The sequence below is a fragment of the Planomicrobium sp. YIM 101495 genome, from assembly GCF_009707665.1.
In the GTDB taxonomy this organism is placed as follows: Bacteria; Bacillota; Bacilli; order Bacillales_A; family Planococcaceae; genus Planococcus.
In genome coordinates this window covers 275,860-291,376 of record NZ_WLZW01000001.1, presented here as the reverse complement: position 1 = coordinate 291,376, position 15,517 = coordinate 275,860, and the positions used below count along the sequence as shown (strand labels likewise).

Genomic DNA, 15,517 nt, shown 5'->3' with positions numbered 1-15,517 from the left:
AAGAACAAATGTACGGAGGGATCCATTTATGCATAACGAACCTTTGGCGTACCGGATGCGCCCGCGCAACATCGATGAAATCGTCGGGCAGCGTGATGTGATCGGCCCGGATACCGCGCTTTACAAAATGATCACGAACGGGCATGTTCCTTCCATGCTGCTGTACGGCGAGCCCGGAATCGGCAAGACGTCCATCGCCTATGCAATCGCTGGGACCTCTTCTCTCCCGTTCATCGCCTTGAACGCAACGACTTCAGGAAAGAAAGATATCGAGGAAGTTGTTAATGAAAGTCGGATCACAGGGAAAGTATTATTGTTCCTCGATGAGATCCACCGTTTCAATAAATTACAGCAAGACGCACTGCTGCCGCACGTGGAAAACGGCGCGATCGTCTTGATCGGTGCAACGACGGAAAATCCGTTCCATGACGTCAACCCGGCTATCCGCTCCCGCTGTGGTGAAATCAAACAACTGAAGCGGCTGGCGACAGAAGATGTCACGAAACTTTTGACGACGGCTGTAACGGATGAACAGCGCGGACTCGGCAAGGAATCAATCGAGATCTCCGAGCAGCAAATCCAGCGCATCGCAGAAGGATCGAATGGTGACGCCCGAAAAGCGTTGACGATGCTCGAATCAATTGTCATCGCATCGGACGAACGTGACGGCACTTACATCATTGAAGACTCGATGATTGAGCAGATGATCAAGCGAATCGGCCTCGTATCGGACAAGAAAGGCTCACACTTTTACAACCTCCTCTCCGCACTCCAAAAATCAGTGCGCGGCAGTGACATCAACGCAGCCATGTTCTACTTGGCGCATTTGCTAGAAAACGGAGATTTGACTGCTGTGACACGACGCTTACTCGTCATGGCATATGAAGACATCGGACTCGCGAATCCTGCGCTCGGCGGCCACGTCCTTGCCGCATGCCAGGCAGCTGATCGACTCGGCATGCCAGAAGCGCGTATCCCGCTCGCTCAAGCCGTTGCAGAAATGTGCTTGTCAGAGAAATCGAACTCTGCGTACCGCGCAATTGACGCAGCGACAGCCGCTATCCATAAAGGCCAAACCGGGGACATCCCTCTCCATTTGCGCGATACGCACTATGCAGGGAGCGCTGAGCTCGGACACGGCGGCTATCTCTATCCACACGATACTCCGATCGGCACATTCGGTGGATGGGTCGACCAAACGTACTTGCCGGATGAAATCAAGTCACTCGAGTTTTACAAACCGGTTGTGGCTGGTGAAGAGAAGAAATTTGCCGGGATCTACGAGAAATTGAAATCGTTCCGGAAAAAGAAGAAATGAAAAAAGTCCGTCGCACCCGAGATTTGTTGGGTGGGACGGGCTTTTTTTGGTTGGTTGTGCATTTTAACCGGGGATCCGCGGCGGATAACCGGGCATCCGGCATTTCAATGGGCCGATAAATGGCGTTCGCTGAAGTTTAACTTGGATTCATCCACATTTAACTGGCGTTCATCAAAGTTTAAGCGGCATTCACCCATCGCACTCACGCGACAACCATCACTTCCGAACGCGTTCGATATGGATATCTTTCGTGATGTCGTTAATGACCCAGCTCGCGCAGATCAAGCCGACAGTTGACGGTGTGAAAGCATTTGAAGCTGGTGGCATTTGTGCTTTTCGGATCGCGGCTTCCGGTTTTCCGACCGTTTCGACGACGTCTTCACGGACGACAATCGGGCTCTCGTCCGAGAAGACGACCGGGATGCCTTTGCGGATACCGGCCGCACGCAATTTCTTACGGATGACTTTCGCAAGTGGATCCGTGTGCGTCTTCGAGAAGTCTGCGATCTGGAAACGTGTTGGATCTGTCTTGTTCGCAGCACCCATGCTTGCGATGATTTTCACACCGCGTCTATAACATTCGATCATTAAATGTACTTTGTAGATCATCGTATCGGAAGCGTCGATGACATAATCCGGCTTGTAGCTGAAAAATTCTTCGCACGTTTCTTCCGTGTAGAACATGTGGAGTGAGATTACTTCACATTCTGTGTTGATGTCCGCAATGCGGCGTTTCATGACTTCAGCCTTCGATTGGCCGATCGTTGAAAGGTTCGCAACAAGCTGACGATTGATGTTCGTGATATCGACATCGTCTTTATCGACGAGGATGATGCGGCCGACTCCGCTCCGTGCACATGCTTCTGCAGCGAATGAACCGACTCCTCCAACGCCGAGAATCGCAACGGTCTTGCCGCGGATCATGTCGACTCCTTCTTTCCCTACCGCTAATTCATTTCGTGAAAATTGATGTAACATACGTGGCCCTGCCCTTCAGTTTCATTAGAATCCTTTCGATTATAACGAAAGAAAAACCCTTCGACAATAGATGCGAAGGGTTTGATAGTTGTTAAGTAAAAGAATCCCAAGCGTGCCGTCTTTTGTGGTGCGCATCGCTTTGAACCCGCTTTAAGCAGGTGGGTGACCTCTCCATCACTTATAACTTCCTCCGAGAAGGCCTGTTAGCCATGATGAAATTCAGTCTCCCTACGACAATATGTTGGGTCAAAACTGAATTGCTAAAAACGAACACATCAGGATTCTTATTAATTAATATGTTAGCACACAGTCAGAGTTTGTACAAGGGTTTTACTCTGATGCTTTCGAATTATTCTGAATACTGACCGATAGACTCAATTCTTCCAACTGGTCCTGGGATACGCCGCTCGGTGCAGACATCAACAAGTCGCTCGCACTTGCCGTTTTCGGGAACGCGATCGTATCGCGCAAGTTCGTACGACCCGCAAACAGCATCACTAAGCGATCTAGACCGAATGCAATGCCTCCATGCGGCGGTGTACCGAATTCGAATGCTTCCATCAAGAAACCGAATTGGGCTTGTGCTTCTTCTTTCGAGAATCCAAGCGCTTGGAACATTTTCTCTTGGATTTCACGTTTGTAAATACGTGAAGATCCTCCGCCAAGCTCGTAGCCATTGAGCACAAGGTCATATGCTTGCGCGCGGACATTTTGTGGCTCAGTCAACAATTTATCGATATCTTCCTCGAATGGCATTGTGAACGGGTGGTGCGCTGCAGAGTAACGTCCTGCTTTTTCATCGTACTCAAGAAGCGGCCAGTCTGTAATCCAAAGGAACTTGAAGACAGAGTTATCGATCAAGCCAAGGTCTTTACCGAATTTCAAACGCAAAGCACCGAGTGCATCTGCAACAACTGATTTTTTATCAGCGACGAACAGAAGAAGGTCTCCCGCTTCTGCATCAGCATGTTGTAGCAAGTCATCCGCATGCCCTTCGAAGAATTTCGCGATCGGGCCTTTGACGCCTCCTTCTTCGACTTTCAGCCAAGCAAGACCTTTCGCTCCGTAACGCGCAGCGAATTCGCCAAGTGCGTCGATGTCTTTACGCGAGTATTTCGCAGCTTCGCCTTTGACGTTGATCAATTTCACTTGACCGCCGTTTTCGATTGCGCCAGAGAACACTTTGAAAGAAGAATCTTTCACAAGCTCCGACACATCGATCAGCTCGAGGCCGAAACGGACGTCCGGCTTGTCCGAACCGTAACGTCCCATCGCTTCCATGTAGCTCATGCGCTGGAATTTTGGCTCGACATCGATGCCTTTAATTTGTTTCATCAAACGGACCATCAAGCGTTCGTTCATCTCGATGATTTCGTCCATCGACATGAAACTCATCTCCATATCGATTTGCGTGAATTCCGGCTGGCGGTCTGCACGCAAATCTTCATCACGGAAACAACGTGCGATCTGGAAGTATTTATCGAAACCAGACACCATCAGCAACTGCTTGAATAGCTGTGGCGATTGTGGAAGTGCATAAAACTCTCCGTCGTGTACGCGGCTCGGCACAAGATAGTCACGTGCCCCTTCAGGTGTAGACTTCGTCAAAATTGGCGTTTCCACTTCAAGGAAGCCTTCCTGGTCAAGGAAATCACGGATTGCTTTCGTGATATCGGAACGCATTTTCATCGTTTCGAACATTACCGGACGACGCAAGTCCAAGTAACGGTATTTCAAGCGCAAGTCTTCCGACACATCCGAATCGTTCTCGATTGCGAACAACGGGTTTTTCGCTGCGTTGATGATTTCAGCGTTTGTCACTTGAATTTCAACTTTCCCTGTTTTCATGGAAGCGTTTTGCTGGCCTTCTTGCCGCTCAACAACCAATCCTTCGATGTGAACAACGAATTCGTTGCGCAATTTCTCGCCAATCTGTGTCGCTTGTTCTGAGATTTCCGGGTTGAAGACGATTTGTACCAAACCGCTCCGGTCGCGGACGTCGACAAAGATCAATCCCCCAAGGTCACGACGCTTCTGCACCCAACCTTTCAAACTGACGCGCTGCCCAACCAACGTTTCGTTCACTTCTCCACAATAATGCGTTCTAGACATCATTTTTCCTCCTTCTGCCGTTTCGATTGGATCGCTTCCGCCATTTCTTCAAATGACACTTCCATTTGTTCACCTGTCGCCATTTCTTTCAGTGCTGCTTTCCCGCTCTGCAATTCACTCTCGCCGATGATGATGACGAACGCGGCTTGTTTGCGGTCAGCTGATTTCATCTGCGCTTTCAGCTTGCGGCCCGTGTAATCCATATCAGCCGAGATGCCAGCTTTACGCAGTTGCTTGACAGTGCGGACCGCCTGCTCTTTCGCCGACTCATCCATCGCGATGACATAAGCGCCGAGCGTATCTTGTTGACCGACTTGAACCTTCTCCATCTCAAGTGCAAGCAAGAGACGTTCGATGCTCATCGCAAAGCCGATCCCTGGAGATTCGGGTCCACCCAAATCTTCCACGAGGCCGTTGTAGCGTCCGCCGCCCGCAAGTGTCGTGATGGCGCCGAACCCTTCTGCATCGCTCATGATTTCGAATGCTGTGTGGTTATAGTAATCAAGTCCGCGTACCAAGTTCGCATCTTCGACAAACTCGATGTCCAAAATGTTCAAGTACGCTTTCACTTTGTCGTAATATGCTTTTGATTCTTCGTTCAAGTAATCAGCAAGTGATGGAGCCGTCGCCATCAACTCGTGGTCGCGGTCTTTTTTGCAGTCCAGGATGCGCAGCGGGTTCTTCTCAAGACGCACTTGGCAATCTTCACAGAACTCATCGATACGCGGCGCAAAGTGTTTGATCAACGCTTCTTTGTGTGCGCTGCGGCTCTCTGTGTCACCAAGCGAGTTGATGACGAGACGTAAGCTCTTCAGTCCTGCAGAACGGTAAATTTCCATTGAGAGTGCAATGACTTCCGCATCGATCGCTGGATCTTTCGAGCCGATCGCTTCGACGCCGAACTGGACGAACTGGCGCATGCGGCCAGCTTGTGGACGTTCGTAACGGAACATCGGACCCGTGTAGAATAATTTCACCGGCTGATCCGGCTCGCCGAACAATTTGTGCTGGACGTAGGAACGGACGACCGGCGCTGTTCCTTCAGGGCGCAACGTGATCGAACGGCCTCCACGGTCCTCGAATGTGTACATCTCTTTTTGGACGATGTCTGTCGTATCCCCGACACCGCGCTGGAACAATTCCGTATTCTCGAAAATTGGTGTACGGATTTCCTTATATTGATACAAACGGCAAATGTCGTACATCTTCTGCTCGACTTCCTGCCATTTCGCTGCTGCTTCCGGCAAAATATCATTCGTGCCGCGTGGCGCTTGAATCCCCATTTCCTTCACTCCTCATTTTTTCCAAATAAAAAAGCCCTCGCCCTTGCGCTATGCAAGGGACGAGAGCTAGCTAGCTTCCGCGGTTCCACCCTAGTTGATGCCAAAAAAACTTCACGACATCCTCTTTGTCCGGATAACGGCCGGGGTCCGTCCTTTCCTAATAAGTTTTTCGCGAAACTTTTCAGAAAGAAGCCTCTTAAGTGTTTTTCATCACACCGTTCTGCAGGAAAGCTTTCAGCCCAAGGCTTTCCCTCTCTTTTCAGTCCCGAATACGATTACTTTCTTCGTCATCAGCATTAAAATTGTTTGAACTATAATAATGATAATCTTAATGAACTGCGCAGTCCTTTGTCAACCTTTTTTGACAAACGCGTTTGTTTTTCAGATAATAAGACCATGCAAATCTCAAGGAGGTGTCCAATGAAGCATAAATGGCTGGCAGCACTCATGATTGTTTTACTTTTTTCTTCAACAGCCATTCCATTCCAGAAAGACCCGATCGTCCATGCAGAAAGTGGAACAGTAGAGATCTCGGAGAACTCCGTGAACATGCGTTCCGGCCCGGGTCTGTCCTATTCCGTCATCAGCTCGCTGAAGAAAGGCGATACCGGTGCAGTACTTTCCCGAAGCGGTGACTGGATCCACTTGGATACACGAGATGGCAGCGGCTGGGTCGCTTCCTGGCTGACAACAGCTGAAGCAGAACAGACTGCACAGAAAGGCCAGACAGCCGTGTCTTCTGTAAACCGACTGAACGTTCGCACGCAGCCTGACCTCAATGCATCTGTACTGACGCAGATGAATGCAGGCGAACAGGCAGACTTGATTTCATTCAACGGTGACTGGGCGGAAGTCAATTTCCGCAACACACAAGGATTTGTTTCCACACAATACATAAGCATTTCAGACAGCAACGCACCGGCACAAACAAATTCCGAAAGTGCAGCAGCGGCTTCTTCTTTTGAAATCGCGGTCTCTGGACTGAATGTCCGCACCGAACCTGATCTGAATTCGAAGAAAATCGGCACCGTTCGGAAAGCGGAAGTTTATCCCGTCCTTGAAATGTCCGGCAACTGGGTGAAAATTTCACTGAATGATTCCGAAAGCGGCTGGGTCTATTCGTTTTACGGACACTTGTCCAGCCAAGACGCAACAGCCGTTTCATCAGATGAGACTGGCTCAGTGACCGTCACGAGCGACGGCACCAATATTCGTGTGGATGCTTCCACTTCATCTGCTGTCCTGGCGCGTCTTGATGCCGGGACCGTCCTGCAGGTCGCCGGTTCCACTTCGGACTGGTATGAAGTTCGTCTGCCAAACGGCCGCACCGGCTACGTTGCCGGATGGGTCGTAACCGATGGCGAAAGTTCGGAGCAGCTAGTCGAGAAAAAAAATGTCGACCGCCAACGAGGGACATTGAACGGTTTGACGATCGTTCTCGACCCTGGCCACGGCGGCAATGACGGCGGGACAGTCGGCGTCCGCCAAACAGCTGAGAAAGGATTGACGCTGAAAACTGCCGAGATCCTTTCCCACCACTTGCGTGCAGCAGGTGCGAACGTATTACTGACACGTCAGTCGGATGTTTACGTCGACCTTCGTAAACGCGTATCGATCGGCCATCAAGCCGGTGCGGATGCATTCATCAGCATCCACTACGATTCGACCGAAGATCGCAGCGTCTCCGGCTTCACTTCCTACTACATGCACGATTACCAGGAAGAATTAGCTGCTTACGTCAATCACGGACTTGGCCAGAAATTATCGCTCCGTGACCGCGGCACACAACCCGGAAATTATTTAGTGCTTCGTGAAAACAGACAGCCTGCCATTCTCGTAGAACTTGGATTTTTGAGCAACTACGCGGAAGAACGTGTCGTTTCCACTAGCCATTTCCGCGAACAAGCAGCACTCGGATTATATGAAGGCATTATCGATTACTTCGATGCCCAATTGGATTGACCATTCCTCCTAAATAATGACAGTGACAAAACAAGGACTGCCCCGAAGGTCATGAGTCATGACTTCTCAGGGCAGTCCTTATTCATTGTTTTTCAAAAGCGCACTGTGCCATTCGGTTCCTTTTCCTCACAATAAAACTGCCCGGAAGAAACAGTTATTCCGGGCAGTTTTATTCATTTTTTGGATTCTACGACAAGCGTCACAGGACCGTCATTAATGAGCTGTACGTCCATCATGGCTCCGAAAACACCCGTTTCAACTTGAAGGTTACGACTCCGCAACGCTTCATTGAATTGGTTCCATAACGGTTCCGCTACTTCGGGACGCGCCGCTTCGATAAAGCTCGGACGGCGGCCCTTGCGGATATCTCCGTACAAAGTGAACTGGGAGATGGAAAGGATCGCACCACCCACTTCATCGATCGAACGGTTCATCTTGCCTTCCTCATCTTCGAACAAACGCAATCCGGCGATTTTATTCGCCGCATATTCGACATCAGCTTTCGTGTCGTCGTGTGTGATGCCGACGAGCAGGACGAAGCCTGACTCGATCGCACCCGTCACTTCGCCTTCAACCGTGACCGATGCCTGTTTGGATCGTTGTAGGACAATGCGCATAAAGCACCCTCAATTCGTGACACGGACGACCGAGTAGACGTCCGGTATTTGTTTGACCCGCTCGACTACGCGGTTCAAGTGTTTGATGTGCGGAATCATGATCGTCATATTGATGGTCGCGATTTTGTTGTTATCTGCACGGCCACTGACTGCACTGATCATCGTCTTGGTCTCGCTGACCATGTGCATCACTTCGTTGATCAAGCCGGCACGATCATACGCTTCCACTTCGATATCGATCTGGTAGGATTTGTTTTCAGGCAAGCCTGCATTTTCCCACTCGACTGCGATCAGGCGATCCGATTCATCCGCATTGACGTTCGGACAATCAGCACGGTGGACGGAAACGCCCCGTCCTTTTGTGATAAAGCCGATGATGGCGTCCCCAGGTACCGGATTACAGCACCGGGACAGGCGGATCATCATGTTGTCGATGCCTCTGACAAGTACACCGGTTTCTGTATATTTCGGCGGTGTAGAGAATTTCTTCTCTGCTGTCACTTTTTCGATGCTCTCTTCCTGTTCGCGTTCTTTCCGCAACTTCTCCGCTAGACGGTTGACGACTTGCTGTGCCGAGATGCCGTTGAACCCGACTGCGGCATACATGTCTTCTTCTCCTGCAAAGTTATATTTTTCGATGACGCGCTTGATGTTTGCCGGAGACAAAATATCTTTCAGCATGAATTCCTGCGCTTTGATTTCCTTTTCGATCAATTCTTTTCCTTTAGACACGTTGTCTTCACGCAGGGCCTTCTTGAAATATTGCTTGATCTTATTCTTGGCCTGCGTCGACTTGGCGATCTTCAGCCAGTCCCGGCTTGGTCCTGCCGTCTGCTTGGACGTCAAGATTTCGACGATGTCGCCGGTCTTTAGTTCATGATCGAGCGGAACCATCTTGCCGTTCACTTTCGCACCGATCGTTTTGTTCCCGACTTCTGAGTGGACGCGGTAAGCAAAGTCGATCGGGACAGAGCCTGCCGGAAGTTCAACGACATCCCCTTTTGGCGAGAATACGTACACCATGTCTGAGAATAGGTCGAATTTCAATGATTCCATGAATTCTTCCGCGTTATCGGACGCGTTCTGGAAGTCGAGGATCTCACGGAACCAGCTAAGGCGTGAATCGACGGTATTGTTCGGCTTATCGATCGTCTTGCCTTCTTTGTAAGCCCAGTGTGCCGCGACCCCATACTCGGCGATCCTGTGCATTTCATCCGTACGGATCTGCACTTCAAGCGGGTCCCCTTGTGGCCCGATGACCGTCGTATGGAGCGATTGGTACAAGTTCTGCTTCGGCATCGCGATGTAGTCTTTGAAACGACCAGGCATCGGCTTCCAAGTCGAATGGATGATTCCAAGTACTGCGTAACAGTCCTTGATACTAGGCACAGTAATCCGGACCGCCAGCAGATCATAGATTTCGTTGAATTGCTTGTTCTGCAGCACCATTTTTTTATAGATGCTGTAAATATGTTTTGGCCTACCGTATAAATTTGCCGTGATATCCACATCGTCCAACTGCTTCTGGATCTCATCGATGACATCGTTCAGATACGCTTCGCGCTCGGCCCGCTTTTTCTTCATCAAATTGACGATGCGGTAATATTGCTGCGGATTCAAATAACGGAGTGCTGTATCTTCAAGCTCCCACTTGATCGTATTGATCCCGAGACGGTGCGCAATCGGCGCAAAAATTTCCAGTGTTTCACTCGCTTTTATGCGCTGCTTTTCAACAGTCTGGTATTTGAGCGTCCGCAAGTTGTGCAGCCGGTCAGCCAACTTGATCAAGATCACACGAATGTCTTCAGCCATTGCCACAAACATCTTCCGGTGGTTCTCTGCCTGTTGCTCTTCTTTTGATTTGTATTCGATTTTACTCAGTTTTGTTACGCCATCTACGAGCATGGCCGTCTCTTCGTTGAAGTCCCGGACGAGATCTTCCCGGCTGACGTCGGTGTCCTCGACGACATCGTGAAGAAAGCCTGCCGCTACCGTTGCCGGATCCATTTGCAGCTCTGCGAGGATGCTCGCCACTTGTACGGGATGGATTATATAAGGCTCTCCGGACTTACGGAACTGCCCCATATGAGCGTCGTAGGCTATGTGATATGCCTTGCGGATGGTTTCAACATGCTCTTCATTCATGTATGAAGCAACCATTTCAAACACATCTTCAGCTGTTCTCACTGTAATATTCGCCATATTCGCCCACCTTGTCTTCTTTTTATCAATATCAGATTATATCTCTTTATTATATGAAAATACCGACAAAATTGCAAAGTACGGAAGCGCTTACCTTTTCTCTAAAGAAAAAGCTTCACCGTCCGGTCACAAATTTGTCATTTTGAGCGGCACAGGAGCCGAATCGACGCTTTCGATCTTGTCCACGTGGACCGATGTCGCCGCATTCTTCCCACCAGCAACTGACAGATCGAACGACGCAGTCCGGAAACCTGTGAATAAGCCATTAGCGATAGCGACATGCCGTGCCCGGAATTGGACGGCTGCCGCTGGATCGTTGTCGTAATCGTAAGCCGGATCTCCGGCGAACAGAAAACGGTTGACTGCGACATTCGTGTAGCCGGAAATGACGAGCGCACGTGGTGTCGACCTCTCGTACAAAGCAGTCCTGATCGGTGCTACCGCAATAAGTCGCTGCGCCTTTATGTGATAGGCAGAACATGAGATTTCTTCTCCCGCACGGTGATGACCGATGTGCCGGAAGTTGAAGGAGCGGTTATCGTTGACCGACAAATGGCCGGAAATGAAGACGCCGCTCGCAGCGGATGACTCCTTGTGCGCTTTGATTTCCACCCCGCCAAAACACCGGGTGGTGGAATTGTTCAGCAGCCAGACGAAACGTGAGCCGTCATCCACTTCTATGCCGTTCGAATTCGCCGCGCCTTTCGCGTGCGAGCGCCCACTCGGATCACAAAAATGGCTATTCGAAATGAACAAGTGATCACTATGATGCGTCGTCACGCCATCATCGCCGAATCCGTATCCACTGACACGGTCGAGCCATATGTACTGGCACCCTTTACGCGCCCGCATGCCGTCTCCGCCGTAATTATAAAGCGGTGACGTAAGATCGAAGCAATGAAGTCCTGGGTCGATGCCGACGACTTCTTTGACCCAGCCGAATTGGACGTTCGCATACGTCAGACAGCTCGATGCATTGCCAATGCCTTTTGTCTTCATCGTCTCCGGCAAACGGCCTACATTCCAGTCAAGGCCGATCCGCTCCACCGAAATGTGGCTGTTTCCTTTAGCATGATTCCGGTTCGTCAAGAGCCTTCGTCTTCTCGGAGCCGAATCGTCCAGCCGGATGACCGTCCTTCCTTTTCCACATCCCGTCAAACGTGTCCACGACGGCACACGCAGCCCATCCACCAGAAAAATTCCGGGTGGCACATGAACGTGTACATTGCCGTTGCCAAACGCTTTGATGAACGCTTTTGTGCAGTCCGTCACTCCATCGCCCACCGCTCCGTAATGTGTCACATCACGTACTTCGGTCGTTATCGCAAGCAGCTTGTCGTATTCCGCATCGAGGAGTGGCTTCCACACTGGATACCAGTCATCTCCTTCAACTTTGGCACATAGGTGATCAGCATCCGCTACTTCGTAAGTCGTCCCGAATTTTGCCCAGGAACGTTCAATCAATGTTCTTTTCGCGTAGGGCGTCTGTTCTGCGACGCCTGTCCGGATTCCTTCGAACAATGCATCCGTCTCCGCTGTCACCTCAGCGAGCGAAGGCTCCCCTTGAAAAATCGCGGCGAGCAGCTCCCGGTTCTTCCCGGGATCATGATACTTCGTCAATTCCATGCCCGTTGCCTCCCTTTAGTCGTTGGTTCCTCTATTATAAACTACAGATGCAGTGTTCCGTAACCTAGCCATGTTTCTGCGTCTCTTCAAGAAATTCCGATGGATCTTCCACTGTCAGGGACGAATTGCAGCTATTTTCCCGAAAATCAAAAATCTCCCTGCAAATAGGTTGCAGGGAGACTACAGGATGTCAGTATGAGATGAGTGTATGGACATCATAACCAACCATCTGGTCACGTCCGTCAAGGTATGTCAATTCGATCAAGAATGCACAGCCGACCACGATGCCGCCCAATTGCTCGACAAGCTTGATCGTTGCACCGATTGTACCACCAGTTGCAAGAAGGTCATCTGTGATCAAAACGCGTTGACCAGGTTTGATCGCATCTTTGTGCATCGTCAAGACATCTTTGCCGTATTCAAGGCCGTATTCCGCACGGATGACTTCGCGTGGCAACTTTCCTTCTTTGCGAACAGGTGCAAATCCGATTTCCAGCGCATAAGCAACTGGGCAACCGATGATGAAGCCGCGTGCTTCCGGTCCGACGATAACTTCCGCTCCAACCGTTTTTGCATAAGCGACGATTTGGTCAGTCGCATACTTGTACGCTTTTCCGTCGTCCATGATGGACGTGATGTCTTTGAAACGGATGCCTGGTTTCGGCCAATCTTCTACAATCGTTACATAGTTCTTCAAATCCATATCTTTTCTTCCTCCTTGGCTGATACCCGTGTATCAAACCACTGTTTTAAATCTCTATAGGATGCATATAATAGCTTCTGTTCCAATGCCATCCGTGCTTCCCGCGCACTGTACGCAGGGGCTTCGGACAAGTTCCGCTTGCTTGGAGTTTCAGCGATTTCCGTCAGTCCATTTTTAAGTGTAACAAAATCAAGTTCAAAAAACACCTGCAACATGAAGAATAAAGTCTCTTGGCTCCACCCTTTATGTTTGGCGAGCGCATCTCCATCTTTTTTGAAGTCGAACGATCCACGCTGTTTGATAAACGAAAACAGCCAGCCAAATTGCTCACGTGTCGGAATCTGCTCGAAGTAATGCGATTCCTTCGTGTAGAAATGGGCATAGATGCGCTTGGGCTTCAAATATGTCAGGACCTCTTCCAGCTGCGTCTCAGACTCTGGCAAATCAAGCAGTACTAAGTGATCAATCGGTGTTTCAAACTGATCCAAGTCTTTCGCAAGACGTACAGGATGCGTCAGTAGCGAATGGAATACGGCCGGCGTTTCATCTCTGAAGGCAAGATAAAGTTGGTGTTTCTCTGGAATCGTCGAAGCCCATCGTGCCACTTGACGAATGCCACGAATATCGAACAACTGCCATTCATCTGTTCGGATGTCTTCCAACATCAATTGGGGCTTTTTATTGCCTTTCCACTCATTGACCTGCAAATCACCGATCACATCGATCTTCACGTCCGGCGTCAACTCGTCCCCAATCGGCCCTTTTCCGAATCCGACCGCATCAACTGAAGAGACACCATCCGTCAATTCCATCTTCAAATGGTTTTGGGCAGCACCAATTTTTCGGATCGACGTCACTTTTACACCTGTTAAATAAAACTTCGGCTTCGCAAAGCCCATGCCGAATGGTGCCAGCCTGCGGATCGATTCAATCGTTTCCACAGAAATTTCGTCCATCTTCACTGGAATATCAATTTGCACGACCGGAATGAGCTGCTCCGCTGTCAAACCAGCTTCTGCTTGCTCATTCAAGCGAGCCGTCAGCTGTTCGACGTCAGCCGCCTCAAGCGTCATCCCCGCAGCCATAGGGTGGCCACCGAAATGCGGAAGAATGTCGCGGTTCTTTGCAAGCTCTGCGTACAAGTTAAAGCCTTCAATACTCCGCGCTGAACCTTTCGCCTTACCAGTCTCATGATCAAGAGACAAAACAATCGTCGGACGGTAAAATTGCTCTGTAATCTTCGACGCAACGATGCCGACAACTCCAGGGTTCCAGCCTTCCTGTGACACAACAATCACATGCGGTGGTCCATCTGGATACGCCTGCTCCACTTGGGATACCGCTTCATCTGCAATCTGTTTGACGATTGCTTGCCGTTCTTTGTTCAAGACATCAAGCGCTGACGCAAGTTCACGCGCACGCGCCGGATTCTCTGTCATAAACAGATCAACAGCTGGCCCTGCATCTTGCAGACGGCCGATCGCATTGATCCGCGGACCGAACTGGAAACCAATCGACTCTTCCGTGATTTCATGCTGTTTCGTACCGGATACTTCCGACAGCGCATGGATCGCCGGACGCGGCGTGGAACGCAACGCTTCCAATCCCCGTTTGACGAGCAGGCGATTTTCATCATGAAGCGGCACAAGGTCGGCGATCGTGCCGATTGCTGCGAGCTCATAAAGATGGTCCGGCTCATCCTCATAAAGCGCTTGGGCCATTTTGAACGCAACACCAACCCCGGCAAGCTCTCCGAACGGATAATTCCCTTCAGGATGACGTGGGTGGACAACCGCCAGTGCATTCGGCATTACGTCCCCAATGTCGTGGTGATCCGTGATGATGACATCCATCCCAAGTTTGTTTGCGAAATCGACTTGCTCAACCGCTGAAATGCCATTATCAACCGTGACGATCAGCTTCGTGCCCTCATTGAACGCTTCTTCGAAAAGTTCAACGTGCGGGCCGTAACCATGACGGAAGCGGTTCGGAATCTTGAAATAAGCATCCGCTCCCAAGTCTTCCAGCACCGTCATCATCACAGTCGTACTCGTCACACCATCGGCATCATAATCGCCGTACACAAGAATCTTTTCTTCCTGCTCGATTGCAGTGCGGATCCGTTCGACCGCTCGATCCATATCTTTCATCATAAAAGGATTATGTAAAGTTCCTTCACCCACTGCAAGCAATGCGTCCGCTTCTTCAGCAGTTTCAATGCCACGTGCAACTAAAATTTTGGCAACCACAGACGGGATCGCGCATGCTTTCTGCAATGTTTCGACAAGTTCATTGTCCGGCGCAGCTAAACGCCATCGCTTTTTTGATTCAATCATGTTTAGTCACTTCCTCAATTGAACATTATACAGCATCCGGGCGGGATATAAACATATACGGTGTTTTGAGATAACATCCGGGTATCAGCTGCCTACATTTCGGAGAGGCGAGTTCAGTTATGGTTGAGTATAACTGAGTTGATGTCTCATGTGCGAGATGAACTAGAAATCGGCTGACCTGCATTCCAGAGTTTCACGTGCTGGAGGAGCAAACCCGAGCCTCCTCGGTTGCTTGCGCAACCTGTGAGGTCTCGGATTCCCTCTGATACTCCGGCACATTCACTCTTCCATTCCGGCTCAGCTCGTTCGAGAACGAGAGAGGTGTAGAATGCTGGGAATTTGGATGATCCAGGCGTAGCAGCCATCGTCGCATTCTCACA

Annotated in this window: 10 protein-coding genes, 1 other RNA gene and 1 other annotated feature; of the genes, 2 read left to right on the top strand and 9 right to left on the bottom strand. The window is 50.1% G+C overall.

Translation table 11 applies throughout. The features are described from left to right. Nucleotides 1-28: 28 nt before the first annotated feature. A complete protein-coding gene (locus GIW82_RS01505) occupies nt 29-1,318 on the top strand; it encodes a replication-associated recombination protein A (RefSeq protein ID WP_154748158.1) in 1,290 nt (429 codons plus the stop codon). Nucleotides 1,319-1,534: 216 nt separating this feature from the next. Here GIW82_RS01505 and GIW82_RS01500 read toward each other — a convergent pair whose 3' ends face one another. The 4 genes from GIW82_RS01500 to hisS all read right to left on the bottom strand — a co-directional run bounded on the left by GIW82_RS01500 (nt 1,535) and on the right by hisS (nt 5,691). Further along, nucleotides 1,535-2,296, bottom strand: coding sequence for a tRNA threonylcarbamoyladenosine dehydratase (locus GIW82_RS01500; protein WP_154748157.1), 762 nt, complete (start codon nt 2,294-2,296; stop codon nt 1,535-1,537). Between the two features lie 99 nt (nt 2,297-2,395). Further along, a non-coding RNA gene (ssrS, locus tag GIW82_RS01495) (6S RNA) lies at nt 2,396-2,581 on the bottom strand. Between the two features lie 45 nt (nt 2,582-2,626). Next, nucleotides 2,627-4,411: an aspartate--tRNA ligase gene (gene aspS / locus GIW82_RS01490; protein ID WP_370455954.1), complete on the bottom strand. Its 1,785-nt coding sequence runs from the start codon at nt 4,409-4,411 to the stop codon at nt 2,627-2,629. Next, a complete protein-coding gene (gene hisS, locus GIW82_RS01485; RefSeq protein ID WP_154748155.1) occupies nt 4,408-5,691 on the bottom strand; it encodes a histidine--tRNA ligase in 1,284 nt (427 codons plus the stop codon). The genes aspS and hisS overlap by 4 nt, the downstream gene beginning before the upstream one ends. 52 nt (nt 5,692-5,743) lie before the next feature. Continuing rightward, nucleotides 5,744-5,991, bottom strand: a binding site (T-box leader). Between the two features lie 120 nt (nt 5,992-6,111). Between hisS and GIW82_RS01480 the strand changes: the two genes are divergently transcribed. Further along, nucleotides 6,112-7,653: an N-acetylmuramoyl-L-alanine amidase family protein gene (locus GIW82_RS01480; RefSeq protein WP_154748154.1), complete on the top strand. Its 1,542-nt coding sequence runs from the start codon at nt 6,112-6,114 to the stop codon at nt 7,651-7,653. Nucleotides 7,654-7,826: 173 nt separating this feature from the next. Here GIW82_RS01480 and dtd read toward each other — a convergent pair whose 3' ends face one another. From dtd to recJ, 5 genes are all read right to left on the bottom strand, one after another. After that, entirely contained in the window at nt 7,827-8,270 is a 444-nt protein-coding gene (gene dtd, locus GIW82_RS01475) for a D-aminoacyl-tRNA deacylase (protein WP_154748153.1), read from the bottom strand. A gap of 9 nt (nt 8,271-8,279) precedes the next feature. Then, nucleotides 8,280-10,472 carry a RelA/SpoT family protein gene (locus GIW82_RS01470; protein ID WP_154748152.1) on the bottom strand — a complete coding sequence of 731 codons (2,193 nt, stop codon included), beginning with the start codon at nt 10,470-10,472 and terminating at the stop codon, nt 8,280-8,282. Nucleotides 10,473-10,598: 126 nt separating this feature from the next. Then, nucleotides 10,599-12,098, bottom strand: coding sequence for a glycosyl hydrolase family 28-related protein (locus GIW82_RS01465; protein WP_154748151.1), 1,500 nt, complete (start codon nt 12,096-12,098; stop codon nt 10,599-10,601). A 190-nt stretch (nt 12,099-12,288) separates the two neighbouring features. Beyond that, nucleotides 12,289-12,801, bottom strand: coding sequence for an adenine phosphoribosyltransferase (locus GIW82_RS01460; protein WP_154748150.1), 513 nt, complete (start codon nt 12,799-12,801; stop codon nt 12,289-12,291). After that, a complete protein-coding gene (recJ, locus tag GIW82_RS01455; protein WP_154748149.1) occupies nt 12,792-15,137 on the bottom strand; it encodes a single-stranded-DNA-specific exonuclease RecJ in 2,346 nt (781 codons plus the stop codon). The genes GIW82_RS01460 and recJ overlap by 10 nt, the downstream gene beginning before the upstream one ends. Nucleotides 15,138-15,517 lie beyond the last annotated feature (380 nt).

Excerpts from the sequence above, each read along its gene's own strand:
- GIW82_RS01505 (WP_154748158.1), top strand. The coding sequence starts at position 29 with ATGCATAACGAACCTTTGGCGTACCGGATGCGCCCGCGCAACATCGAT.
- GIW82_RS01500 (WP_154748157.1), bottom strand. The coding sequence starts at position 2,296 with ATGTTACATCAATTTTCACGAAATGAATTAGCGGTAGGGAAAGAAGGA.
- aspS (WP_370455954.1), bottom strand. The coding sequence starts at position 4,411 with ATGATGTCTAGAACGCATTATTGTGGAGAAGTGAACGAAACGTTGGTT.
- hisS (WP_154748155.1), bottom strand. The coding sequence starts at position 5,691 with ATGGGGATTCAAGCGCCACGCGGCACGAATGATATTTTGCCGGAAGCA.
- GIW82_RS01480 (WP_154748154.1), top strand. The coding sequence starts at position 6,112 with ATGAAGCATAAATGGCTGGCAGCACTCATGATTGTTTTACTTTTTTCT.
- dtd (WP_154748153.1), bottom strand. The coding sequence starts at position 8,270 with ATGCGCATTGTCCTACAACGATCCAAACAGGCATCGGTCACGGTTGAA.
- GIW82_RS01470 (WP_154748152.1), bottom strand. The coding sequence starts at position 10,472 with ATGGCGAATATTACAGTGAGAACAGCTGAAGATGTGTTTGAAATGGTT.
- GIW82_RS01465 (WP_154748151.1), bottom strand. The coding sequence starts at position 12,098 with ATGGAATTGACGAAGTATCATGATCCCGGGAAGAACCGGGAGCTGCTC.
- GIW82_RS01460 (WP_154748150.1), bottom strand. The coding sequence starts at position 12,801 with ATGGATTTGAAGAACTATGTAACGATTGTAGAAGATTGGCCGAAACCA.
- recJ (WP_154748149.1), bottom strand. The coding sequence starts at position 15,137 with ATGATTGAATCAAAAAAGCGATGGCGTTTAGCTGCGCCGGACAATGAA.